19 protein-coding genes are annotated in these 23,658 nt (G+C 67.8%); 6 read left to right on the forward strand and 13 right to left on the reverse strand.

The window, feature by feature from the left end:
- Nucleotides 1–34 precede the first annotated feature (34 nt).
- Nucleotides 35–811, forward strand: coding sequence for a DUF481 domain-containing protein (locus RTX79_RS07715; RefSeq protein ID WP_057508103.1), 777 nt, complete (start codon nt 35–37; stop codon nt 809–811).
- 44 nt (nt 812–855) lie between these two features.
- Here RTX79_RS07715 and hemC read toward each other — a convergent pair whose 3' ends face one another.
- From hemC to mdoH, 5 genes are all read right to left on the reverse strand, one after another.
- Nucleotides 856–1,767, reverse strand: coding sequence for a hydroxymethylbilane synthase (gene hemC / locus RTX79_RS07720; RefSeq protein ID WP_309689517.1), 912 nt, complete (start codon nt 1,765–1,767; stop codon nt 856–858).
- A gap of 410 nt (nt 1,768–2,177) precedes the next feature.
- Nucleotides 2,178–2,948 carry a LytR/AlgR family response regulator transcription factor gene (locus RTX79_RS07725; RefSeq protein ID WP_185000308.1) on the reverse strand — a complete coding sequence of 257 codons (771 nt, stop codon included), beginning with the start codon at nt 2,946–2,948 and terminating at the stop codon, nt 2,178–2,180.
- Nucleotides 2,917–3,960, reverse strand: coding sequence for a sensor histidine kinase (locus RTX79_RS07730; RefSeq protein ID WP_312683048.1), 1,044 nt, complete (start codon nt 3,958–3,960; stop codon nt 2,917–2,919). Before RTX79_RS07730 ends, RTX79_RS07725 begins: the two co-directional genes overlap by 32 nt.
- Before the next feature lie 3 nt (nt 3,961–3,963).
- Nucleotides 3,964–4,623, reverse strand: a complete 660-nt coding sequence (locus tag RTX79_RS07735; protein WP_312683049.1) for an alpha/beta hydrolase — start codon at nt 4,621–4,623, stop codon at nt 3,964–3,966.
- A gap of 39 nt (nt 4,624–4,662) precedes the next feature.
- Entirely contained in the window at nt 4,663–6,573 is a 1,911-nt protein-coding gene (gene mdoH / locus RTX79_RS07740) for a glucans biosynthesis glucosyltransferase MdoH (protein WP_057507504.1), read from the reverse strand.
- A 445-nt stretch (nt 6,574–7,018) separates the two neighbouring features.
- Here mdoH and RTX79_RS07745 point away from each other — a divergent pair, with 445 nt between their 5' ends.
- Nucleotides 7,019–9,043 (forward strand): TonB-dependent receptor domain-containing protein, encoded by a 2,025-nt coding sequence (locus tag RTX79_RS07745; RefSeq protein WP_312683051.1) that lies wholly within the window; start codon nt 7,019–7,021, stop codon nt 9,041–9,043.
- A 112-nt stretch (nt 9,044–9,155) separates the two neighbouring features.
- Here RTX79_RS07745 and RTX79_RS07750 read toward each other — a convergent pair whose 3' ends face one another.
- The 5 genes from RTX79_RS07750 to lexA form a co-directional block, all read right to left on the reverse strand.
- The gene (locus RTX79_RS07750) at nt 9,156–9,329 is read right to left on the reverse strand and encodes a hypothetical protein (protein ID WP_170184000.1); all 174 of its coding nucleotides are present in this window, start codon (nt 9,327–9,329) and stop codon (nt 9,156–9,158) included.
- A gap of 207 nt (nt 9,330–9,536) precedes the next feature.
- Nucleotides 9,537–12,752: an error-prone DNA polymerase gene (locus tag RTX79_RS07755; RefSeq protein ID WP_312683052.1), complete on the reverse strand. Its 3,216-nt coding sequence runs from the start codon at nt 12,750–12,752 to the stop codon at nt 9,537–9,539.
- The gene (locus RTX79_RS07760; protein WP_312683053.1) at nt 12,749–14,167 is read right to left on the reverse strand and encodes a Y-family DNA polymerase; all 1,419 of its coding nucleotides are present in this window, start codon (nt 14,165–14,167) and stop codon (nt 12,749–12,751) included. The genes RTX79_RS07755 and RTX79_RS07760 overlap by 4 nt, the downstream gene beginning before the upstream one ends.
- Before the next feature lie 9 nt (nt 14,168–14,176).
- Nucleotides 14,177–14,803 (reverse strand): translesion DNA synthesis-associated protein ImuA, encoded by a 627-nt coding sequence (imuA, locus tag RTX79_RS07765; RefSeq protein WP_057507500.1) that lies wholly within the window; start codon nt 14,801–14,803, stop codon nt 14,177–14,179.
- 1 nt (nt 14,804) lies between these two features.
- Nucleotides 14,805–15,410, reverse strand: a complete 606-nt coding sequence (lexA, locus tag RTX79_RS07770; protein ID WP_057507515.1) for a transcriptional repressor LexA — start codon at nt 15,408–15,410, stop codon at nt 14,805–14,807.
- A 198-nt stretch (nt 15,411–15,608) separates the two neighbouring features.
- On the opposite strand from lexA, the gene RTX79_RS07775 reads away from it, so the two are divergent.
- Both RTX79_RS07775 and RTX79_RS07780 read left to right on the forward strand, forming a co-directional pair.
- Nucleotides 15,609–17,123: a catalase gene (locus RTX79_RS07775; protein ID WP_428695974.1), complete on the forward strand. Its 1,515-nt coding sequence runs from the start codon at nt 15,609–15,611 to the stop codon at nt 17,121–17,123.
- Nucleotides 17,124–17,146: 23 nt separating this feature from the next.
- Complete coding sequence (locus RTX79_RS07780) at nt 17,147–17,689, forward strand: ankyrin repeat domain-containing protein (protein ID WP_312683054.1); 543 nt, start codon at nt 17,147–17,149, stop codon at nt 17,687–17,689.
- Between the two features lie 44 nt (nt 17,690–17,733).
- On the opposite strand, the gene RTX79_RS07785 is transcribed toward RTX79_RS07780, so the two are convergent.
- Nucleotides 17,734–18,870: an MFS transporter gene (locus RTX79_RS07785; RefSeq protein WP_428695978.1), complete on the reverse strand. Its 1,137-nt coding sequence runs from the start codon at nt 18,868–18,870 to the stop codon at nt 17,734–17,736.
- A gap of 164 nt (nt 18,871–19,034) precedes the next feature.
- Here RTX79_RS07785 and RTX79_RS07790 point away from each other — a divergent pair, with 164 nt between their 5' ends.
- A complete protein-coding gene (locus tag RTX79_RS07790; RefSeq protein WP_312683056.1) occupies nt 19,035–19,979 on the forward strand; it encodes a LysR family transcriptional regulator in 945 nt (314 codons plus the stop codon).
- Between the two features lies 1 nt (nt 19,980).
- Here RTX79_RS07790 and RTX79_RS07795 read toward each other — a convergent pair whose 3' ends face one another.
- Both RTX79_RS07795 and RTX79_RS07800 read right to left on the reverse strand, forming a co-directional pair.
- On the reverse strand, nt 19,981–20,742 hold the full coding sequence (locus RTX79_RS07795) for an SDR family NAD(P)-dependent oxidoreductase (RefSeq protein ID WP_312683057.1): 762 nt from the start codon (nt 20,740–20,742) through the stop codon (nt 19,981–19,983).
- A gap of 198 nt (nt 20,743–20,940) precedes the next feature.
- Nucleotides 20,941–21,801 (reverse strand): hypothetical protein, encoded by an 861-nt coding sequence (locus tag RTX79_RS07800; protein WP_312683058.1) that lies wholly within the window; start codon nt 21,799–21,801, stop codon nt 20,941–20,943.
- 179 nt (nt 21,802–21,980) lie between these two features.
- Here RTX79_RS07800 and treA point away from each other — a divergent pair, with 179 nt between their 5' ends.
- Nucleotides 21,981–23,597, forward strand: coding sequence for an alpha,alpha-trehalase TreA (treA, locus tag RTX79_RS07805; RefSeq protein ID WP_312683059.1), 1,617 nt, complete (start codon nt 21,981–21,983; stop codon nt 23,595–23,597).
- The last annotated feature ends 61 nt before the right edge of the window (nt 23,598–23,658 follow it).

Consider the following 23,658-nt stretch of genomic DNA (forward strand, 5'->3'; position numbering starts at 1 on the left):
CTGCGTTCGATCCCCGCCCCCCGGAGAATTCCTGATGTCCCTGCGTGTTTCCTTGCTGGTTCCGTTGTTGCTGGCCGCTCCTGCGGCATTCGCCCAGGACCCCGCCGAACTGGCGGCGATGACCTCTCCCTGGAGCGGCAGCGGCGGTGAACTGGGCTTTGCTTCGGCACGCGGCAACAGCACCACCGAGAGCGCCAACGGTCGCCTGCGCCTGCGCTACACCGATGACGACTGGGTGCACAGCATGGATCTGTTCGGCCTGCGTTCGCGTTCGGAATCCATCCAGACCAACGACGACGGCACCGAAAGCAAGGTCAGCAACACCACCGCCAACCGCTACACCGGCAGCGCCGGCAGCGCGTTGCAGCTGGGTGAGCACCGCCAGATCACCGCCACGGTCCGTTACGAGCGCGATGATTTCGCCACGTATGATCGCCAGAGCTCGTTCGGTCTCGGTTACGGTACCCGGCTGTGGGGCAATGACCGCTTCTCGCTGGATGCACAGATCGGCCCCGGTGTGCGCCGCACCCACAGCACCGAAGACGATGAAACCCGTACCGGCCTGATCGGTCGTGGCTTCTTCGACATCAAGTATTCGCTGACCCCCAACACCGACCTGGTCAATACGCTGCTGGTCGAATCCGGTTCGTACAACACCTTCGCGCAGAACGACTTCGGCGTGTCGGTGAGCATGAACGAACATCTCGCGCTGAAGGCGGCCTGGCAGGCGCGCCACAACAGCGACGTGGCCGACGACAAGCAGAAGACCGACACGCTGACCACCATGAACGTGGTCTACAAGTTCAAGTAAGCCGCCGTAGTGCCGGCCCCGGCCGGCACGCTCCGGGGCGCCCTTCAGACCGCCAGCAGGGCGCCCGCGCCCCCATCGAGCAGCAACTGCGCCACGGTCCTGCCCAGCGCCTCGGGATCACTGCCGGGGCCCACGGCTTCGGCGCGCACCGCACTGCCATCGGCCACGCCGCCCACCAGCCCCTGCAGGTGGAGGTCCTCGCCCTGCCACAGCGCGATCGCCGCCACCGGCACATGGCAGCTGCCATGCAACGTGCGATTCATGGCACGCTCGGCCTCCACGCAGCTGCGGGTGCGCGCGTCGTCCAGCGCGGCGAACAAGCGCAGCAGCTCCGCGTTGCCGCCATCGCATTCCACCGCCACCGCCCCCTGCGCCGGTGCCGGCAGCCAGTCCGGCGGCTGCAGGCGTGCGACGATGCGCTGCCCCAGTCCCAGCCGCTCCAGTCCCGCCACGGCCAGCACGATGGCGTCGTAGCCACCGTTGTCCAGCTTGGCCAGGCGGGTATTGACGTTGCCACGCAGGTCCAGCAGTTCCAGGTCCGGGCGCAGCGCGCGCAACTGGGCCTGGCGGCGCAGCGACGAGGTGCCCACGCGTGCACCCAGCGGCAGCGCGTCCAGCGACGCGTACAGATTGGAAACGAAGCCGTCGGCGGGATCGTGGCGCGGCAGGATCGCCGGCAGCACGAACGGCGCGTCGAGTTCCATCGGCACGTCCTTCAGCGAATGCACCGCGCAGTCCGCTTCGCCGCGCAGCATCGCCAGCTCCAGCTCCTTCAGGAACAGGCCCTTGCCGCCGATGGCGGCCAGCGAGCGGTCCAGCACTTCGTCGCCGCGGGTGCTCATCGGTATCAGTTCGACATGCAGGCCGGGGTGGGCGTGGCGAAGTCGATCAGCGACGTATTCGCTCTGCCAGAGGGCGAGCGGGCTCTTGCGGGTGGCGATGCGCAGGGTATCCATGCGGTCATTATCGCGCATCGGGATAGGGGGCGAACGGGTGGAACCCCCTCGTGGCGGGCTGCCGCGAAAAGCGGGCTGCGTTTTGGGCGCCGGGCGGTGGGACTAATCGGGGGACGGCAAAAACTGCGTCCATGCGGGCCTCGTTTCGCGCCATCCATGGCGCTCAACGCCCCCGCCCAGCCCCACCGCCCGTCGCCATGACAGGTTCCGGGGGCCGCCCGCCACGTATAAAAAAAAGGCAGGGGCCGCGGAGCGGCGGGGTGTGGGTGCTGGTGAGGAGGGGCCCATGGTGTGCGAAGCAAAGCGTGGGAGCGGCAGCGCGAATGCGATGGCGTGTCCCCGTGTCCTGCACAGCCACCCCGCCCCGCCAACACACAGCCCTGCAGCCTTTGACGTTGACGTTGATGTTCTTACAGGTGACGCAGATCCTGCCGCAGGGTCGCCACGCAGCGGCGACTCACCTCCAACGGCTGCTTGCCATGCCGCAGTACCGCCTGCACCTGCCCGGCCGTGCCCCGGCGCAGTTCGATCAGCTCGTGCCGCGCCACCAGGCAATTGCGGTGGATGCGCACGAAGCGGGCGGCAAACTCTTCTTCCAGCGACTTCAGCGATTCCTCGATCAGGTCTTCGCCGCGCGCATGATGCACCACCACGTACTTTTCTTCGGCCTGCAGGTAGTGGATGTCTTCCACCGGAATCAACCGCAGGCCACCGCGCAGGCGCGCGCATAAAACGGTGCGCGCACGGCCATCGCCGTTGCCCTGCGCGTCCCCGCGCCCGGCCAGGAAAACACGCGCCCGCTCGATCGCCGCCGCCAGCCGTTCCGGCCGCACCGGCTTCATCAGGTAATCGATCGCCGCCGCTTCAAAGGCCGACAGCGCATGCGCATCGTAGGCGGTGCAGAACACCACCGCCGGGCGCGGTTCGAAGGTCGCAAGATGCCGCGCCGTCTCCAGCCCATCCAGCCCGGGCATGGCGATATCCAGCAGCACCAGGTCCGGCTGCAGCTCCGCACAGGCGTGCAGCGCCTGCTCACCATTGGCCGCTTCGGCCACCACGGAGACATCGGGAAGATCGGCCAGCAGCGACTGCAGGCGCTCACGCGCCAGCGGTTCGTCATCTGCGATCACTACCCTCACGGCGCTCCCCTCATCGAACCGGTATGGCGATGCGGCATTCATAGTAGCCCCCGCTCCAGCCTGCCGTCATCCGCGCGGCCGGACCGAAGCGCCAGGCCAGCCGGTGGGCGATGTTGTGCAGGGCGTGCCCGGTACCGCGCGACAGCGACAAGGCCGGCGCGCTGGGGTCCGGTGCAGGATTGCGGATCAGGATCTGCAGCACTGCGTCCGCGCAGGCCAGCTCCAGTTCGATCAGGCCACCTTCCGGCAGCCGCGAGATGCCGTGCAGCACCGCGTTTTCGACCAGGGGCTGCAGCACCAGCCGCGGCATCGGCTGCTGCCAGGGCAGCTCGGCCGGTCGCTGCCAGCGCACCTGCAGGCGTTCGCCCAGCCGCAGCGATTCAATGGACAGGTAACGCTCGGCCAGCTCGCATTCTTCGTGCAGCGTCGAATCGCCCTCGCCCGCCCCCAGGGCCGCGCGGAACAGGTCGGACAGGTCGAGCACCGCGCGTTCGGCCACCACGGCATCGCGCCGTACCAGGCTGGCGATGAGGTTCATGCTGTTGAACAGGAAATGCGGGCGGATGCGCGCCTGCAGGGCATCGGCCTCGGCGCGCGCCTGTGCCTGCACCTGCGCTGCCCAGCGATCACTGACGTAGAAATAGCGCAGCGCCACCGCGCTGATCAGCGCGGTGGTGGCCGCGCTGCCCAGGGTGAACCGCCAGAAGCCGATGCCATTGGCGAAATCATCGCCGAGGGCGGCATACAACGCATGGATGATGCCTGCGCCGATCACCGCGATCACCGCCGCCAGCGCGATGGCGGCCAGCGATCCCGGCAGCGGCGGCAGCGTGGAAAGCAGCCTGCGCAACGCGCACAGCGCCACGGTGACCGCCAGCGCCAGCCACAGCGCGAAACCACTCGCCGACAGCAACCGCCCCAGGCTCCAGTGGCGCCCATCGTCCGGCGCCAGCGCCAGCACCACCACCACCAGCAACGCCAGCCCGCACATCGCGGCAAGCCGCGGCAGGCGGCACAGCTCGGGCATCCAGGGCGTGGCGGCGGGCGTGCTCATGCGTCAGCCTGCCTGCAGGCGGGTCTGCAGCCAGTCAGCGAGTGCACTGATCTCTTCGCCACACACCTGGTGGGCCATCGGATAGGACTGCCACTGGACCTCCACGCCCAGCGTGCGCAGCGTGGCGGCGGTGTGTTCGGCCACCTGCAGGGGAATCACCGGATCCTGGGTGCCGTGCGCCATGAACACCGGCACCTGCACGGCGCCGTCGATGCGCGTAGCGGTTTCGGCTTCCGGCAGGTAGGTCGACAGGGCGATCAGCCCAGCCAACGGTGCGCTGCGCTGCAGTGCGGCGGTCAGGATCACCGCGCCGCCCTGCGAGAAGCCCGCCAGGAAGATGCGTTCGGCCGGAATGCCACGATCGATCTCGCGCTGGATCAGCGCATCCAGTTCACCCACCGAGTGCCGCACACCGTCCATGTCCGCACGCGAGCGGAAGTCCATGCCGACGATGTCATACCAGCCACGCATCGGCACGCCGTTGTTGATGGTGATCGGACGCACCGGGGCATGCGGGAACACGAAGCGCAGCGCGGGCCAGCCCGGCCGTACCAGCTCGGGCACGATCGGGGCGAAGTCGTTGCCATCCGCGCCCAGCCCATGCAGCCAGATGACTGCCCATTGCGGCGATGCGCCGGTTTCCTGTTCCACCGTCTGCAGCATGTTGCGGCTCCTCTATATCGAAGCCGCATTATGCGCGACTCAGTACAGCGGCGGCTTTGCCAGCGCTTCGCGGCGCAGCTGCGCGGCACGCACCAGCACCTGCGGCGGGTCGCGTTCTTCGGGAATGTCCATCAGCTTCAACCGGCGCAGCCAGCTGCCCGGGCCGCGCGAGGAGGTCAGCGCCACCACCGGGATGGACAGCATCATGCCGATCACCACCGGGGCCATCCAGGCCGCCAGCGCCGGCGATACCGCCCACGCCAGCACGCCCATGAAGGCGCCGAACAGGCTCAGGCCACCGTAGGCCTTGACCAGCGCGAACCAGTCCACGCCGCCATCGTCGCGCTGCTGCGCGTCCCAGCCCGAATCCCGGCCGGCCAGCACTTCGGCCACGCCACGCGACTGGACATACATCACCACCGGCGCCATCAGCGCGGCCAGCACGGTTTCCAGCAGCATGGCGATGAACATGCGCACCGCCCCGCCGCAGCCACGCCGGCAGGCCGGCTCCAGCAGGGTGGCCAGGTAGCCGAGCACCTTCGGCATCAACAGCACGCCCATGGTGATCGCGAACAGCCGCACCACGTGGATTTCATCCTGGGTCCGCCAGTACACGCTGGGCGAAAGGTGCAGGATGCCGTTGAGGTCGATGCCTTCCTGGAACAGCGGAATGGCGATGCCGATCAGCATCAGCATCGCCCACATCGGGGCGGTGAAGTAGTGGCCGATGCCGATCAGCATGTGCACCCGGCTGATCCAGTGCAGGCCGCGGCTGCCGACGATCTTGCCGTGCTGCAGGTTGCCCTGGCACCAGCGGCGGTCGCGCACCATCATGTCCGTCAGCGTCGGCGGGCCCTCTTCGTAGCTGCCTTTCAGGTAGGGCACCATGTGCGCGGCCCAGCCACCGCGACGCATCAGCGCCGCTTCGACGAAGTCGTGGCTGAGCACGTGGCCACCGAACGGCTCATGCCCGGGCAGCGCGGGCAGGCCGGCATTCTCGGCGAAGGCCACGGTGCGGATGATCGCGTTGTGGCCCCAGTAATTGCTCTCCGCGCCGTGCCACCAGGCCACGCCGCGGGCGATCACCGGGCCGTACACGCGGCCGCCGAACTGCTGCATGCGCGAGAACAGCGTACGGCCACCGACCACCACCGGCAGGGTCTGGATGATGCCCACGTCCGGGTTGTGTTCCATGCCGGCGGCGAGCCGGACGATGGTGTCGCCGGTCATCAGGCTGTCGGCATCCAGGATCAGCATCTGCGGATAGTCGCCCCCGAAACGGCGCACCCAGTCGGCGATGTTGCCGGCCTTGCGCCCGCCGTTGTCGGCGCGGCGGCGATAGAACAGGTGGTCGTGCGCATCCAGCGTTTCGCGCAGTTCGGCAAATACCTGCTCTTCGGCCTGCGAGATGTCTTCGCGGCGCGTATCGCTGAGCACGTAGAAATCAAAGTTGGCCAGCTGGCCGGTGGCCGCCACCGATTCGTAGATCGCCTGCAGGCCGGCCAGCAGCCGCCGCGGGTCTTCGTTGTAGGTAGGCATCAGCAACGCAGTACGCGTGTGCAGCTGGGGCAGCGGCTCGTCCGGGTCGATGCCGAGCCGGTAGCCGCGGTCGAACACGGCGGTCAGGAAGCCGGCCACGGCACTGGCGAAGGCCAGCGCGATCCAGCCGAACAGGCCGACGAACAGCACCAGCAGGCAGGCCTCCAGCACGCTGACCCCGTTCGGCGACAGCACCCGCCACATCATGACGGTGGCCGCGGCGGTCATCAGCGCGGTGCCACCGAACAGGTAGGCACGGCGCAGCCCGATCAGGCGCGGCGAGGTGCGGTGGCGGCGGATCTTCAGCTCGCCCTGGTGCAGTTCCTGTTCGGGCATGGGCAGCGGCGAGCCGCCATCGGGCAGCATCGCCACGCCTGCATCAAGCCGGACGCGGGAGGGGGTCTCAGTCATCCAGGTTACCTCGCGTCAACGCGCAGGCCTGCCGTGCTGCCTGCGCAACACGATCCATCCCACGCTTCCCCGTTCCGCACATCGCGCTTCAGGGCCCGCAACCGATCTCTCTCATTACAGGAGCCCACGAATTGCTCACCCGGTAGATTCAAAAAATTGCGCCTCAGTCTAGGGCGCTGCGTGTAAGCCGAGCGCGAAGGGTGCAGCCGGCGTTTTCCCCCATTCAGGATAAACCGCGCCACGCCGTGGCGCACCTGCCATGTAGATAAATGATAATACGAACTGTTATCATTTGACACAGAGGCAGGTTTCGGCAGTCCCGTTCACCCACCCGCAGACGCGCCGGCGCCCGCCGTGCGCCCGTCGCCCAAGGATGGGATGTGAACCGGCTGCTCCGGCACTGCACGACTTCCGTCCTGGGCATCACTCCCCTACGGAAGCCCGCATGTCCCACACCCCCCACCCCGGCCGCACCGCGCTGTCCAGCGCGCTGGTCTTCGCCTGCCTGCTGCCGTTGCCCGCGCTGGCCGATGCCACCGGCGATCCTGCCACCCGTGACCTGGACACCGTGGTGGTCACCGCCTCGGGCAACCAGCAGTGGATCAAGGACGCGCCGGCCAGCATCAGCGTGATCAGCCGCGAGGACATCGAACGCCAGCCTGTGCACGACCTGGCCAGCCTGCTGAGCCGCGTGCCCGGCGTCACCGGTGGCCTCAGCGCCAGTGGCGAACAGTCCAAGATCAAGCTGCGCGGCATGCCGTCCAATTACACGCTGGTGCTGGTGGACGGCAAGCGCATGGGCAGTTCGGCCTCCACCAATTACCGCCCCGACCTGGGCCGGCAGGACCTCAACTGGATCGCACCGGACCAGATCGAGCGCATCGAAGTGGTGCGCGGGCCGATGTCATCGCTGTACGGTTCCGATGCCATGGGCGGGGTCATCAACATCATCACCAAGCGCATCGGCGATACCTGGGGCGGCAGCGCCACCCACAGTTACACGCGCCCGAGCGACGACAAGCGCGGTGATACGCAGCAGATCGGCGCCACCTTCTCCGGGCCGCTGGGCGAGCGCGTCGGCCTGCGCATCGGCGCCAACAGCATGCGCCGCGACTCGGACCGCTCCAATGGCGGCGTGTACGGCAACGCGTACGCCGGCGAGAAGGATCGCACTGTCGACGCCCTGCTGAGCTGGACGCTGAGCGATGCGCAGAAAATTTCCGTCGAAGCCGGCCATGGCGTGCAGCAGTCCTTCGCCAGCCAGGCACTGGAAGCCGAAGGCGATGGTGCGTGGGGCGCCAGCGAACTGAAGCGCAGCAGCCTGGCCCTGAACCATGACGGCCAGTGGGATTTCGGCAGCTCCCGGCTGAGCGCGTACTGGACCGAGTACCGCAACGATATCGGCCCAACCGGCCGCTCCGAAGCGACCGACCGCATCGTGGAGGGCAGCATCAGCTCACCCTTCACCCTGGGCGTGGAGCACCAGTTCACCGTCGGCGGGCAGTGGAAGCGCCAGCAGCTGACCAACACCGACACCATCGGCCAGGCGCCGGTGGACTACGACGGCAACGCGGTAGCCGGTTCCACCCTGCAGGTGGATACGTGGGCGCTGTTCCTGGAAGACGAACTGAAGCTGCACCGGACGCTGGCGCTGACCCTCGGCGCGCGGCTGGACCACCACGAACAGTTCGGCAGCCACGTCAGTCCGCGTGCCTACCTGGTATGGCACCCGGCCGAACAGTGGACGTTGCGCGGCGGTATCTCCAAGGGCTTCCGCGCGCCCAGCCTGACCGAGAATTCGCCGACGGCGGCGACCCAGTCCGGCGGCCGCGGCTGCACCTCGCTGTATCCGCTGGGCTATATCAGCGGTGGCTGCTACATGGCCGGCAATCCGGAGCTGGATCCGGAAACCAGCACCAACCGCGAGATCGGTTTTTCGTTTGAAAACGACCTGCTGGATGTCGGCCTGACCTACTTCCATACCGACTTCAAGAACAAGATCGAGTACGAAGCGCTGGGCTACTACAACAACTACTGGTGGACGCGGATGAGCAACGTCGACCGTGCACGCACCAGCGGCATGGAAGGCACGCTCAACCTGCGCTTCGGTGATCACTGGCGCTGGCGCACGTCGGCCACCTGGATGAAGGAAGCCAGGAACCTGACCACCGGGGAGAACCTGATCGACACGCCGGAATACTCGGCGTATTCGGCGCTGGACTGGACGCCGGATGCGATCTTCTCCAGCACGTTGTCGGCCCAGTACACCGGCAAGCAGAGCGGCATCGCCAGCAGCTTCATCAAGGCCTACACGCTGTACGACCTGACCGCTGCCTGGAACGTCAACGATGTACTGACCCTGCGCGGCGGCATCAGCAACCTGCTGGACAAGAAGCTGTACGCCGAAGGCGCCACGGACTATTTCGTCGCAGGTCGCAGCGTGTTCTTCAGCGTCACCGCGCGGTTCTGATCGCAGGCCGCGGCGGGTGAGGATCTACCCGGTGGGTGACGACCTTCGCGGTGGGTGACGACGCTCGGGTGGTTGACGACCGTTGGTCGTCACCGCCTCCCTCACCTGCCGATCAACGCGACACCACCGCCTGGCGTTCGGCGATGTCGGCGTCGGCCGCGCGCCGCGCGCGCTCCATCGCCACCGCGATCTGCTGGCGGGCAAGCAGGTGCTGGGCCTGCTGGACTTCCGGGGTCGGCAGAAGCACCGGACCGGGCGTGGTTTCCACTGAAGCGGACTTGCTCATGCATCCTCCAAGGACAATCCGGCGGACCTGGGCTGCGGGGCGCAGGACCGGCGGATTGCGCACCCTACCTTAAAACCGTGACCGTTGCGTGTAGGCGGTAACAAGGGGGGTAGTGACGGCCGCTGGCCGTCAATCGCCTTGCTGACGGCCAGCGGCCGTCACTACCGGGGCAGAGTCCGTCACTACCGGACGCCACGACCGGCCGTGCTACCGGAAATCGCGCGATGGCGCGTTCAGGCCAGCCAGCAGGTGGCTGTAGTCATGCAGGTCGCCGGCGATCAGGTGGCGTACCCCGTCCACGCATTCCCAGCGCCCGCGCACCCCCAGCAATCGCGACCCCAGCAACGCCTTGCGGCGGCGCAGCGCCAGGTGCGACCAGACCACCACATTGACCATGCCGTGCTCGTCTTCCAGGGTGACGAACACGGTGCCGTTGGCCGTGCCGGGCTTCTGCCGCTGGGTCACCAGGCCGATGGTGTGCACCCCGCGCCCATGCGCGCTGGCCCGCAGCTGGTGCGAATCCAGCGCGCGCTCCTGGCGCAGCCGCGGCCGCAGCAGGGCCAGCGGATGCGCGCCCAGGGTCAAGCCGCTGGCACGGTAGTCGGACAGCATTTCCTCGGCTACGCCGGGCGCCGGCAGCACGATGTCCGGCTCGTCCGGACTGCCGTCCAGCAGCGGCATCGCGCGTTCGATGCCGGCCACCGCCCAGCGTGCGGCATTGCGGTTGCCGGCCAGGGCGGCCAGCGCCCCGCCATCGGCCAGCACCTGGCGGGCCTTGCCATCCAGCCGCGCGCGGCGGCACAGGTCGGCCACGTCGGCGAACGGTCGTTGCGCGCGTGCCGTCATCACCGCCCGTGCGGCCGCTTCGCTGCAGCCGGCCAACTGCCGCAGCCCCAACCGGATGGCCGGCTGGGTGCGTGCATCGCCGCCTTCCAGGGTGTTGTCCCAATCACTGATGCACACATCCACCGGCAGCACGGCCACGCCACCGCGCTGCGCACTGCCACGACGCGCGTCCTGCACGATCTGGCTGGCCGAATAGAAGCCCATCGGCTGCGCATTGAGCAGCGCGCAGGCGAATGCGGCCGGCTCATGCCGTTTCAGGAAACAGCTGATGTACACCAGCTTGGCGAACGAGGCGGCATGGCTCTGCGGGAAACCGTAGGCCCCAAAGCCCTTGATCTGCTCGAAGATCTGGTCGATGAATTCCGAGCTGTAATTTTTTTCTTCCATCAGCCCGCGGATGCGCTCGCGATGCGGGTTCATGTCGCCACCGCTGCGCCAGGCGGCCATCGAACGACGCAGCTGGTCGGCCTCGTGCGGCTCGTAGCCGGCATGGATCACCAGCTCCATCACCTGCTCCTGGAACAACGGAATGCCCAGGGTCATGCCCAGGATGTCCTGGATCCCATCGGAGGGGTACGTCACCGCTTCGTGGCCCTGCCGGCGGCGCAGGAACGGATGCACCATGCCGCCCTGGATCGGCCCGGGCCGCACGATCGCCACCTGGATCACCAGGTCATAGAAGCACGTGGGTTTCAGTCGCGGCAGCATGCTCATCTGCGCACGCGATTCAATCTGGAACACCCCGACGGTGTCGGCCGCCTGGATCATCGCGAAGGTCGGTGGATCATCCACCGGCAGGCGTGCCAGGTCGATGCGGTGGCCACGGTGTCTTTCCACCAGTTCCACCGCCTTGCGGATGCAGGTCAGCATGCCCAGCGCCAGGCAGTCCACCTTGAGCATCTTCATGGTTTCAAGGTCATCCTTGTCCCACTGGATGATGGTGCGGTCGGCCATCGCCGCGTTCTCCACCGGCACCACCGTGCTCAGCGGCGCATCGCTGATGACGAAGCCACCGACGTGCTGGGACAGATGCCGCGGGTGGTCGCGCAGCTGTTCGGTCACCGCCATCACCTGCTGCAGCAGGGGATTGTCCGCATCGAAACCGGCCTCTGCCAGCCGCTGCTGCATCGGGGTTTCGCCGTTGCCCCAGCCGAAGCATTCGGCCAGCAGCGCCACCTGGTCCGGCGGAAGCCCGAACGCCTTGGCCACGTCGCGCACTGCACTTTTCCCACGGTAACGGATCACCGTGGCGGCCAGCGCCGCGCGTTCGCGCCCGTATTTTCCATACACGTACTGCAGCACTTCCTCGCGCCGCTCGTGTTCGAAATCCACGTCGATATCCGGCGGTTCGTCGCGCTCCCTGGACAGGAAGCGCGCCATCAACAACCGGCTTTCGGCCGGGTTGACCACGGTGATGCCCAATGCGAAGCACACCGCCGAGTTCGCTGAGGACCCGCGTCCCTGGCACAGGATTTCGCGTGAGCGGGCGAAGCGCACGATGTCCTCCACGGTAAGGAAGAAGGCTTCGTACTTCATGTCGGTGATCAACAGCAGCTCGCTGTCGATCTGGGCGGCCACCGCTTCCGGCACGCCTTCCGGCCAGCGCTCGCGCATGCCGCGCAGGGTCAGCTCGCGCAGCCAGCTGCTGGGGGTATGGCCGTCGGGCACCAGCTCGGCGGGGTACTGGTAGCGCACATCGTCCAGCCGGAAATGGCAGCGCCGCGCCAGCGCGACCGCGTTGTGCAGCAGCGCATGCGGATGGATGTTGCCCAGCGCACGACGGGTGCGCAGATGGTGCTCGCCATTGCGGAACAGGAACGCGCCACATTCGGACAATGGCAGCACGTGGCGGATGGCGGTCATGGTGTCCTGCAGGACGCGTCGGCGGCGTACATCCATGTGGACGTCGCCGCAGGCCAGCGCATCGATGCCCAACTGCACGGCCAACTCCAGCAGCTGCGACAGACGCGCGGCGTCATCGCGTTCGCGGTGCAGGTGCACGGCCAGCCAGGTGCGCTGCACGAACACCTGCTGCAGCCAGCGCGCCTGAGCGGTATCGGGCTGCGCACCTGGCACCCACAGCGCGAACAGGCCCAGCGCCTCGCCCGCCACCCCGCCCAGCACCCGCTCCACATCCTGCCGGGCAAGCCGGTAACTGCCCTTGCCTGCCGCACGCCGCCCGGCGGTGATCAGTTCGCACAGGCGCACGTAGCCGCGCTGGTTTTCCACCAGCAGCACCAGTTTCAACCCGCACTCCAGCACGAACTCGCTGCCGACGATCAGCGGCACGCCGGTGGCGCGCGATGCTTCCAGCCCGCGCACGATGCCGGCCAGCGAGCACTCATCGGTGATCGCCAGGGCCTCGTAGCCGCACTGATGCGCACGGGTGAACAGTTCCTCGGCACTGGCCGCACCGCGCAGGAACGAAAAATCGGACAGGCAGTGCAGCTCGGCATACGCCGGCAGCGCGTCTTCGTGCTGGATATCGTCGTTGGCCGCCGCCAGCCGTTCGCGGGTTTCCCACGCACGCGGCATGCGCTTGCACGGGGCATCGTCACGTTCTTCGATGCGGCTCATGCGAACCAGCCGTGCAGCATCCAGTCGCCCTGCTGGCCCGGCATGGCGAAGGCCCAGGCCTGCTGGCCCTGCGACGTTTCCAGCACGTAATAGTCGCGACGCGCTTCCTGGCCATCCCACCAGCCGCTTTCCAGCCGCTCCGGACCGGAGACGATGCGCGCGCGCGGATCGCGCAACGGCACCGGCGTGGGCAGCAGCCAACACGGACGCGGTGGCCGCAGCGGGGCTTGCGCAATGGCCGTGCCATCGCCTTCCACGCGCTGCCAGGCACGTTCCGGGCGCGGGTCACCGGCCGGCCCCACGCGATAGACCGAACCATCACCGAGCCGCGCACGCAGGCGTTCGCGCAGCTGCGGCCACGGCAGCTGCTGCTGGTTGCGGGTATCGAACAGATCGCGGCTGGCCGGCACGAAGGTCGGCAGTTCGCGCGCCAGCAGGCGCACGGCAACCACCGGCCGGTCGATGCTGGCGCGCTCCAACCGGTTGCGGGTGAGTTCGAACAGCAGCGTGGCATCGCGTTCGGCGGCCAGCAGGCCGACCTCCACGTCGGTATGGCCTTCTTCATGTTCCAGCCGCAGCACGAAGCGCTGCACGCCGCCATCGCGGATCGACAGGCAGGTACACAGATCGCCGATCAGGCGGCGCAACGGGAACAGCAGGGCCATGTGGTTTTCCACCTCATAGCCCAGTTCCACCCGCGAATCGAAATGGTCCGGCGGCGCATACCAGGCCAGCGGCTCATCGGCCTGCCCGTACAGCCGGTCCAGGTGTTCCAGCAGCGGCAATCCGAAGCGCCGGCGCAGCCCATCGCGCGGCAGCGCACGCAGCGCCTGCAGGCTGCCGATGCCCATCTGCTTCAGGCGCGTACCGCCCTCATCGGGCAGCCGCGCACGGCGCACCGGAACGCGGTCCAGCAGGGCCTGCATCGCCGCGATGTCCTGCACGTCCAGGCCATCGCGGATGCCGGCCAGCACCATCGCCGCACGCGGCGTCGGCGCCAGCGCGATGCGGTGCTGGAATCCCAGTGCCTGCAGTTCCTCGCGCAGGCGCGCCTGCAGCACCGGCCACGGCCCCAGCAGCTGGAAGCTGGCGCGCACTTCCAGCACGATGCAGCCCGGCCACTGCGCGCTCACCAGCGAACTGTGCCGATAGGCCCAGGCCGCCAGGAAGCGCTGCCAGCGCGCATCGGACTGCGCATCGTGTTCCACCATCTGGAAGTCCGGCAGCAGCGCCAGCGCAGCCGTCAGCCGCATGCCGGCCTGCAGGCCCGCCTGCGCGGCAGCGGCATTCACCGCATGCAGGGTGCGCAGCTGCGCCGCCCCACCGACCAGCGCCAGCGGCGTATCCGGATCAGGGTGGCGGCGAAGGACGGCGTCCAGCGCCAGCTGCGGCAGCAGTACACAGGCCCAGAGCATCGGCGTGCCTCACCCGGCCCTCAAGGCAAACAGCTGCGATGGCGCAGGGCCGCCGCGGCACTTGCGTACCTGCCACTGGGTGGACCGGCCGTGGCCGACCGCTTCCAGCCGCAGCGCGGCCGGCGAGGGATTGGCCGCATGCTTGCGGTCACGCAGCGCAAAGCCCAGGCACTGGCCGGTATCGGCGGCCACCTGCAGCCGGCGCAGGGCCTGGGCATCGGCCTGCTTCGGCCAGCCCAGCACCGCCGCGCACGCACCACTGCGCAGGCACTGTTCGAACGCCCACAGCGCATCACGCGGGGCCGCGTCGATCAGCTGCAGGTGCTGCAGCGAAACGCCGGCGGCCTGCCACGCGGGCGCATACGGCAGGTAGGGCGGGGCGATCACCGCCACCGCCGCGCCGGCCTGGCTGAGCCGCGCCAGCGTGGGCAGCAGCAACTGCAGTTCGCCCACGCCATCGGCGGGCAGCAGCAGTTCGGTCAGCGCGCGACGCGGCCAGCCACGCTGCGGCAGCAATCCATCCAGTGCCGGATGCCCGGTGGACTGGCCTTCCACGCCCTCCTTCGCACTGCCCCGCCCCGCATGCCAGAGGGTCTGAGCGGACAGCAGCTGCTGCAGTTCGGGCGCGGTGTTCATCTCAGCCCTGCCGTACCAGGCCGCAGTAAACGCCTTCCACGGCGAAGTCCTGCCCGGCTTCGACCACGATCGGGGCATGCGCCGGATTGCGCGGCAGCAGGCGCACGCCATCGGCGCTCTGCTGCAGGCGTTTGATGGTGAGTTCGCCATCGATGCGCGCCACCACGGTCTGCCCATCGCGGGCGCTGGGGGTGCGGTGCACGCCGACCAGGTCACCATCGAGGATGCCGTCGTCGATCATTGAATCGCCCTGCACTTTCAGCAGGTAATCCGGGCGCGGGGAGAACATCCGGCGGTCCAGCCACAGCTGCTGGTCCAGGCCGATATCCGCGCCGATCGGCTGGCCGGCCGCCACCCGGCCCAGCACCGCCAGCGGCAGCAGCTCAGCCGGCCCACCGGGCAGGGCCAGCCCGCGTTTGCGGCCCGGCGCCTGGTCCAGCAGACCGGCCTCGACCAGCGCCTGCACGTGCTTCTGCGCGGCATTGCGCGAGGCAAAACCGAAGGCGGCGGCGATATCGGCCAGGCTGGGCGACTGGCCGGCAACCAGCGCCTGTCGCAGCCAGGCCAGCACGGCCGCACGTTGGGGAGGGAGTTCGATGGGATCCATGGTGTACATTTGTACACCCTCGCTTTCAGAAAAGCGACATCTCTACGATTCAGGCCGACGGGCGCTGTCGCTATCAACCTGCTTTGCAGACGCGTGACGCACCATGCATACAACCTATTGATTAAATTATAAAAAAGTATTGTTCAACCGAATGCTTTCACCGGGATCATCCTGCTTCATTTCCAGGAGTTCCTCCCCATGCGCCATGCCTGCCTGCTGGTAGCCGCCCTGCTCATCCCCGCCACCTCCGTGCTGGCCCAGACGACGCTGACGCGTGACAACGGCGCGCCGGTGGGCGACAACCAGAGCTCACAGACGGCAGGGGCCAACGGCCCGGCGCTGCTGCAGGACGTGCAGCTGATCCAGAAACTGCAGCGCTTCGACCGCGAGCGCATCCCCGAACGCGTCGTGCATGCCCGCGGTACCGGCGTGCGCGGGCAGTTCACTGCCAGTGCCGACCTTTCCGCGCTGACCCGTGCACTGCTGTTCACCCCGGGCGAAACCACCCCGGTGTTCGTCCGTTTCTCCTCCGTGGTGCACGGCAACCATTCGCCGGAAACCCTGCGTGATCCACGTGGCTTCGCCACCAAGTTCTATACCCGCGAAGGCAACTGGGACCTGGTAGGCAACAACTTCCCGACCTTCTTCATCCGCGATGCGATCAAGTTCCCGGACATGGTGCATGCGTTCAAGCCCGATCCGCGCACCAACCTGGATGACGATGCACGTCGCTTCGATTTTTTCTCGCACGTGCCCGAAGCCACCCGCACGCTGACCCAGCTGTATTCCAACGAAGGAACACCGGCCGGCTACCGCTTCATGGACGGCAATGGCGTGCATGCCTACAAGCTGGTCAATGCCGCCGGTGACGTGCACTACGTCAAGTTCAACTGGAAAAGCCTGCAGGGCACACGCAACCTGGACCCCACCCAGGTCGAAGCGATGCAGGGCAGGAACTACAGCCACATGACCGAAGACCTGGTGCAGGCGATCAAGCGCGGCGACCATCCGCGCTGGGACCTGTACATCCAGGTGCTGGCACCAGAGCAGCTGGCCTCGTTTGATTTCGATCCCCTGGATGCCACCAAGATCTGGCCGGACGTACCTGAGCAGAAGATCGGCCAGATGGTGCTGAACCAGAACGTCGACAACTTCTTCCAGGAAACCGAACAGGTGGCGATGGCCCCGTCCAACCTGGTGCCGGGGATCGAACCGTCCGAAGACCGCCTGCTGCAGGGGCGTGTGTTCTCGTATGCCGATACGCAGATGTATCGCATCGGGGCCAATGCCCTGCAGTTGCCGGTAAACCGCCCACGCGTGGCCATCAGCAACGGCAACCAGGATGGCGCCCTGGATGCCGGCCACAGCAGCAGCGGCGTCAACTACGAGCCCAGTCGCCTGCAGCCGCGTCCGCAGCGTACGCATGCGCGCTACAGCAGGCTGCCCCTGTCGGGCACCACCCAGCAGGAGCGCATCGCACGCGAGCAGAACTTCAGGCAGGCCGGTGAGCTGTACCGCTCCTACAGCCGGCGCGAACAGCTGGACCTGGTGCACAGCTTCGGCCAGTCGCTGGCCGGTGCGGACAGTGACAGCAAGCACATCATGCTGTCGTTCCTGTACAAGGCCGATGCGGACTACGGCACACGGGTCGCACGCGTGGCCGGCGGTGACCTGGCCCGGGTGAAGCAGCTTGCCAGCCAGTTGCAGGACTGACTTCCGACCGCAGGGAAACCGGAATGCATATCTCCTTCACCGCGCTGCTGGCCGTGCTGCTGGCCATCCCTGCATGGGCCGCCCCGCCGGCGGCCACGCCATCGGCAGCCGATGCCCAGGCACAGTTGCGCATGTACTACTTCGATGCCGCTCGCAGCGGCCAGCAGGCGATGCTCGCCGAGTTCATCAACGCCGGCTACGACCTGCAGACCCGCGATGAAAAGGGCTACACCGCGCTTATCCTGGCGGCCTATCACGGGCACGCAGGCGCAGTGGACCAGCTGCTGGCGGCAGGTGCCGATGCCTGCGCGCAGGACAAGCGCGGCAACACCGCGTTGATGGGCGCGATCTTCAAGGGGGAACTGCGCATAGCCCGGCGATTGATGGCCGCCGGCTGCGCGCCCGACCAACGCAACAAGGCCGGCCAGACCGCGGCCATGTATGCCGCCCTGTTCCAGCGCCGCGAGATCCTGCAACAGCTCGCCGCCAAGGGCGCCGATCTGGAACTGCAGGATGCATCCGGCAACAGCGCCGGACAGCTGCAACGCGGCCAGTTCGCGCGCTGAGCCCGGTTGGAACGGAGTTGGAACGTGGTGGGGACCCCCTTCGGTTACCCCTTGGGTTTCCCGCGCCTCACCCACAGCGCTGCCGCGCTGGTGGCACAGGCCATCAGCACCACCGCATGCCAGCCGCCCTGGGCCAGCGCCATCGCGCCCAAGCCACCGCCGGCGGCCATGCCCATGAACACGCCGGTGAACAGCAGGGCATTCAGGCGGCTGCGCGCTTCCGGCTGCAGGCCGTAGACCAGCGTCTGGTGCGAAACCAGCGCTGCCTGGAAGCCGAAGTCGAAGATCACCGCACTGACCGCCAGCAACACCAGCTGCAGCGACGCCGGCAGCAGGCCATCCAGCAGCAGGCTGGCAAAGCCCAGCAGGGCGATGCCGATGGCCAGCCGCGCCACCCGCTGGGTGCCGATGCGGTCGGAAAAACGCCCCGCCAGCGGGGCCGCCAGTGCACCGGCCGCGCCGGCGATGCCGAACGCCCCGGCGCCGGCACTGCCGATGCCGAAGCGGGCATGCAGCATCAACGCCAGTGTCGACCAGAACGCACTGAAGCCCATCGCCAGCAGCGCCTGCGCCAGCACCGCGCGGCGCAGCGGCGGCAGCTGCATCCACAACGCGCCCATTGAACGCAGCAGCGCGCCATAACCCAGCGTGGTGGTGGGCGCGAAGCGAGGCAGCGTGGCACGCAGCAGCACGCCCATCAGCAGCACCGACACCGCGGCGGCGATGAACATCGCGCGCCAGCCGAACTGTTCGGCCACCACGCCACTGACCACGCGTGACAGCAGGATGCCCAGCAGCAGGCCGGTCATCACCTTGCCGACCAGCGCGCCGCGGTGTTCGGGCGGTGCCAGCGTGGCCGCGGCCGGCACCACGTCCTGCGCCACGGTGGCCATCAGGCCCACCAGCAGGCTGGCCAGCAGCACCCCCGGCAGGTGTCCGGCCAGGCCGGCCGCCAGCAGCGCCACGCCCAGCAGCAGCGACTTGACCAGGATGATGCGCCGGCGTTCGAAGCGGTCACCGAGCGGGGCCAGCAAGGCGATCCCCGCCGCGTAGCCCAGCTGGGTCAGGGTCGGGACCAGGCCGATGGCGGAATCGCTGGCGCCCAGCGACGCCCCCATCGCGCCCAGCATCGGCTGCGCGTAGTACAGCGAGGCCACGCTGAAGCCGGCGCCGGCCGCCATGACCGGGACCAGCAGGCCGGGCAAGGCCGGAGGGGAGAGCGGAAGGGTTGCATCATGCGCGGCAGACATGGGAGGAAACTCATCGGGGGGATGCCGCGGAGTGTCCTCCTGCCTCGATGGCAGGTGTAGTAGGCTCGGTCGCATCAGCCCCATACGCCACACGCATGACCACATCCTCCGCGCCCGTCAACGCCGACCGTATCGACCTGCTGCGGACCTTCGTGCGTATCGTCGATGCCGGCAGCCTGTCAGCCGCCGCCGCGCAGCTGGGCACCACCCAGCCGACCATCAGCCGCCGCCTGCAGGCGCTGGAAAAACACTTCGGCCTGCGCCTGCTGCAGCGCTCCACCCATGGCATGCAGCTGACCCACGATGGCGAACGCTGCCTGCAGCACGCGCGCGACCTGCTGGACAGCTGGGAAGGCATCGAGCAGGACCTGCGCGGCGCGGCCCAGCAGCCCAGCGGGCGGCTACGCGTGCTGGTGCCGCACGCCTTCGGCCAGGGCCAGCTGATGGCCCCGATGCTGGCCTTCCTGCGCCGTTACCCGCAGATCAGCCTGGAATGGCGCCTGCACGATGGCCTGTCCGACCTGGTGGCAGAAGGCATCGACTGCGCCATCCGCGTGGGCCCGCTGGAACAGCAGGACGTGGTGGCCGTGCACGTGGCCGACGTGCCGCGCATCGTGGTCTGCGCCGCGGCGGCGGCACCGGATCCACTGCCCACCACGCCGGCCGCGCTGGCGCTGCTGCCGTGGGTGTCACTGACCAGTTTCTATCGTGAAAGCGTCCAGCTGCAGCGCTGTCAGGGCGCCGGCGTCGGCAAGACCCAGGAGCGCATCGCGATCCAGCCGCGCCTGCTCACCGACAACCTGTTCGTGCTCCACCAGGCCGTGCGCGAAGGCCTGGGCGTGGGCATCGGATCGGCCTGGATGATGACCGACGACCTGCGCAGCGGCCGGCTGGTGCAGTTGCTGCCCGGCTGGGAAGCCGCGCCACTGCCGGTGCACCTGGTGTTCCCCGCCGGGCGCCATCGGCCCGCACGCCTGCAGCTGTTCCTGGATGCGATCCGCGAAAGCATTCCGGGCATTGAAGGGATGCGGGTGCGCTGACTTACTCGAACAGCGGCTGGCCGTTGGAGGCGCTCACCCCGCCATCCACCGGCAGGTTGACCCCGGTGATGAAACCGGCGTGGTCGCTGGCCAGCAGCAGCACCGCATTGGCGATGTCTTCCGGCTCGCCCAGGCGGCCCATCGGGATGCGGTTGAGGAAGTTGGTGACCAGCGCCTTGTCCTTTTCCTTTTCCGCCGTCATCGACGTGCGGGTGAAAGTCGGGCAGACCGCGTTGACGCGCACGCCATGGCGGCCGTTATCGATCGCCAGCGCACGAGTCAGGTTCGCCACCGCGCCCTTCACCGCGTTGTAGGCAGGCATGTTGCGATCAGCAGCCAGCCCGGAGACCGAGGCCGTGTTGACGATGCAGCCTTTGCGCTTGCGCAGTTCCGGCAGCGCCGCGCGGCAGCCCAGGAACACACCGGTCAGGTTGACCGCGACGATGCGGTTCCAGTCCTCCAGCGAGGTGTCCTCTGCCGGGCCCTCCACCAGGATGCCGGCATTGTTGAAGATGACATCCAGTCCACCGAAGCGCTTCACGGTGGCATCGACCAATGCCTGCACCTGCGCTTCATCACTGACATCCACGTCATGCACCAACGTGCGTTCTGCGGCGAGTTCACCGGCCAGCGCCGCGACGTCAGGATGATCGCGATCTGCGAGCACCACGTTCGCGCCCGCCTTGGAAAATGCCCGCGCGGTGGCGGCGCCGATACCCGAGCCTGCGCCGGTGACGATCACGGTCTTGGCGTTGAAGTTCATGGGTAGTCCTCCTGCGTTGAAAGAGGCTTCCCACCCTGACAGCCCCGCAGTGACCTGACGGTGAGACGGACTTCACCCCGACAGGACACTACGAACCCAGCCACAGGCACATCGTGTTGGCGCAATGAGCCTGGACCGCGACGTGGGCGTCGATTCGCAGTAGCGCCAAGCCACGCCCGGCGGACTCACCCACGCTGCTCAGCGCGCGCGATCCACTTCATCAAGCACCGTGCGCAGCCACTGCATGCGCGCCTGCACGTCCCTGGTCACGCCCTCGGCCTGGATCGAGTGCCAGATCATCGCGTCGAAACCTTCTGCACAGGTGCCGCCAAGGATGCACATATCGTCTGCATGCTCCGACCCTACACCGCAGTCCAGCCCGCGCTCGCACGCGAGCAGGAGCAAAGCAGTGTGATCGTGTCGACTGGATCCGATACCCGCGTGCACCGGTGCACGCGGCCACGCGGTGTACAGAAACGCTATTTCATGCAGCGCACGCGGATCATCCGAAACAAGCGCATCCTCCACCAGCTCCTCAGCATCGTCGGGCAGCGCGGCTTCGCGCTCTGCACCCCAGGCCCTGCTGCGCTGGCGCAGGCGGGCCAACAGATCACCCTGCTCCGCTGCGTCCTGCAGCAGTTGGCGGTACTGCAATGCCAGCGCGTTGCGCTCTCCGGGGATGTTCTCGCACAGGGCGCCACGCCGGGAAGCGGCGGCACGCAGAAACGGCACCTGTTCGGACTTCAGGTACCCGCTCATGGACTCGACCTGTCTCCACAGCCCCGCACCGTACGAGGTGCCGAAACCACAGCGCAGGATCAACTCGGCAAGATCGCGCATCGCCACTGGATCGCCCGCCGCCGCATCGCGGCGCAGTGCCAGCACATGTGCCGCTGCGGTCTCCGTGGGCGCGGCTCCAATGGCGGCTACGAGGGTGCCGGGCACCAGCGCATCCGGCTGAGCGGGGGCTCCGGCAGCAGGCGCAGCAGCCCCCCCATGCGTGCCTGCAAGCCTGGGCCACAGCAGGAACACGATGGCCGCCAGTACGACGGCAACCATCAAGACGATCATTACGCGACGTGGGTTCCGGAGCCTTGCGCGATCCTTGGCCAACCTGCTTCCTTGTAAGTTCCCCGTAGCTGGATTCTAGTGCGGAAACCGCAGCGAACAACCACCATCACCTCCCCGAGGCAGACCGATGACTAGAGTTGAGCCCACGCTCACCCTGAGGCTCTCTCATGCGCGCACGGCCCTGCCTTGCCAGCCTGCTGCTGGCACCGATGTTGTGGAGTTCGGCGGCCGTCGCCGCGGACCCCGCGCCACCTGACCAGCGCCTGCAGCCGCTGTTCCAGCAGGTACAGGGCGCGCACCTGTTCCCGGACCAGAAGACCTTTGCCGACGCGGTGCCGCGCCGCGCACCCGAGGCGATCGTGCAGGCCTGGCAGCGCGAGCACACGCAGGCAGGGTTCTCGCTGCAGTCCTTCGTCAACGACAACTTCGATGTTCCCGGCGACGCAGCCGCGTATGTACCGCCCGCGGGCGAGACCCTGCGCGCGCATATCGAAGGCCTGTGGCCGGTGCTGACCCGCCAGACCGGCACGGTCGATCCGAACGGTTCTCTGCTGCCGCTGCCAAAGCCCTACGTGGTGCCCGGCGGACGCTTCCGCGAAGTGTATTACTGGGACAGCTACTTCACCCTGCTGGGCCTGGCGTCCAGCGGACAATGGCAACGGGTGCGCGACATGGTGGACAACTTCGCCTACCAGATCGACACCCACGGCCACATTCCCAACGGCAACCGCAGCTATTACCTCAGCCGCTCGCAACCGCCGTTCTTCAGCCTGATGGTGGACCTGCTGGCAACGCATGAAGGCGATGAGGCGTATCGACGCTACCTGCCCCAGCTGCGTGCCGAACATGCGTTCTGGATGGACGGCGTCGACGGGCTGCCACCGGGACAGGCGCATGCGCGCGTAGTGCGGCTGGCCGACGGCAGCGTGCTGAACCGCTATTACGATGCTCGCGCGGTGCCCCGCACCGAATCCTGGACCGATGACCTGGCCACGTCCGCGCAGGCCCCGCAACGCGCACCATCGCAGGTGTACCGCGACCTGCGTGCGGGCGCCGAATCCGGCTGGGATTTCAGTTCGCGTTGGCTGGATGATCCGGCCGCGCTGTCCAGCATCCGTACGACCGACATCCTGCCGGTGGATCTGAACAGCCTGCTGTTCCACCTGGAGCGCACGCTGGCCCATGCCAGCGGAGTGACCAAGAACACGCGGGCACGCCGGGAGTTCAACCGACAGGCGCAGGCGCGACAGCGCGCGATCAACACCCTGCTGTGGGACCCGTCGCAGGGCTGGTACGTGGATCGTGACCTGCAGACCGGGCATACCCGTCCCGCGCTCACCGCGGCTGCGCTGTTCCCGCTGTGGCTGGACATCGCCGGCAAGCCACAGGCGCGACGCACGGCCGATGCGGTTGAAGCGCAGCTGGTGAAGCAGGGCGGCCTGCTGACCACCACGCTCACCACTGGCCAGCAGTGGGATGCGCCCAACGGCTGGGCGCCCCTGCAATGGGTCGCCGTGGACGGCCTGCAGCGTTATGGCCAGGACCGGCTGGCACGCCAGCTCGGCACGCGCTTCCTGCGTACCGTGCAATCGGTGTATGACCGCGAGCAGAAGCTGGTGGAGAAGTACGTGGTGGATGGATCCGCCGGCGGTGGCGGCGGTGGCGAGTACCCGCTGCAGGATGGCTTCGGTTGGAGCAACGGGGTGACCCTGGCGCTGCTGGATCGGCTGTGTGCGCCGAAGAAGAAATGTGAGAGCGCGGCGGATGTGGAGGACGTGGACTGATCAGCGTGCCGCCCGCATCACCAAACGCGGCCATCCGGCGGCGCTGGCGCACGTCAAGCAC

The organism is Stenotrophomonas chelatiphaga, assembly GCF_032054965.1.
In the GTDB taxonomy this organism is placed as follows: domain Bacteria; phylum Pseudomonadota; class Gammaproteobacteria; order Xanthomonadales; family Xanthomonadaceae; genus Stenotrophomonas; species Stenotrophomonas chelatiphaga.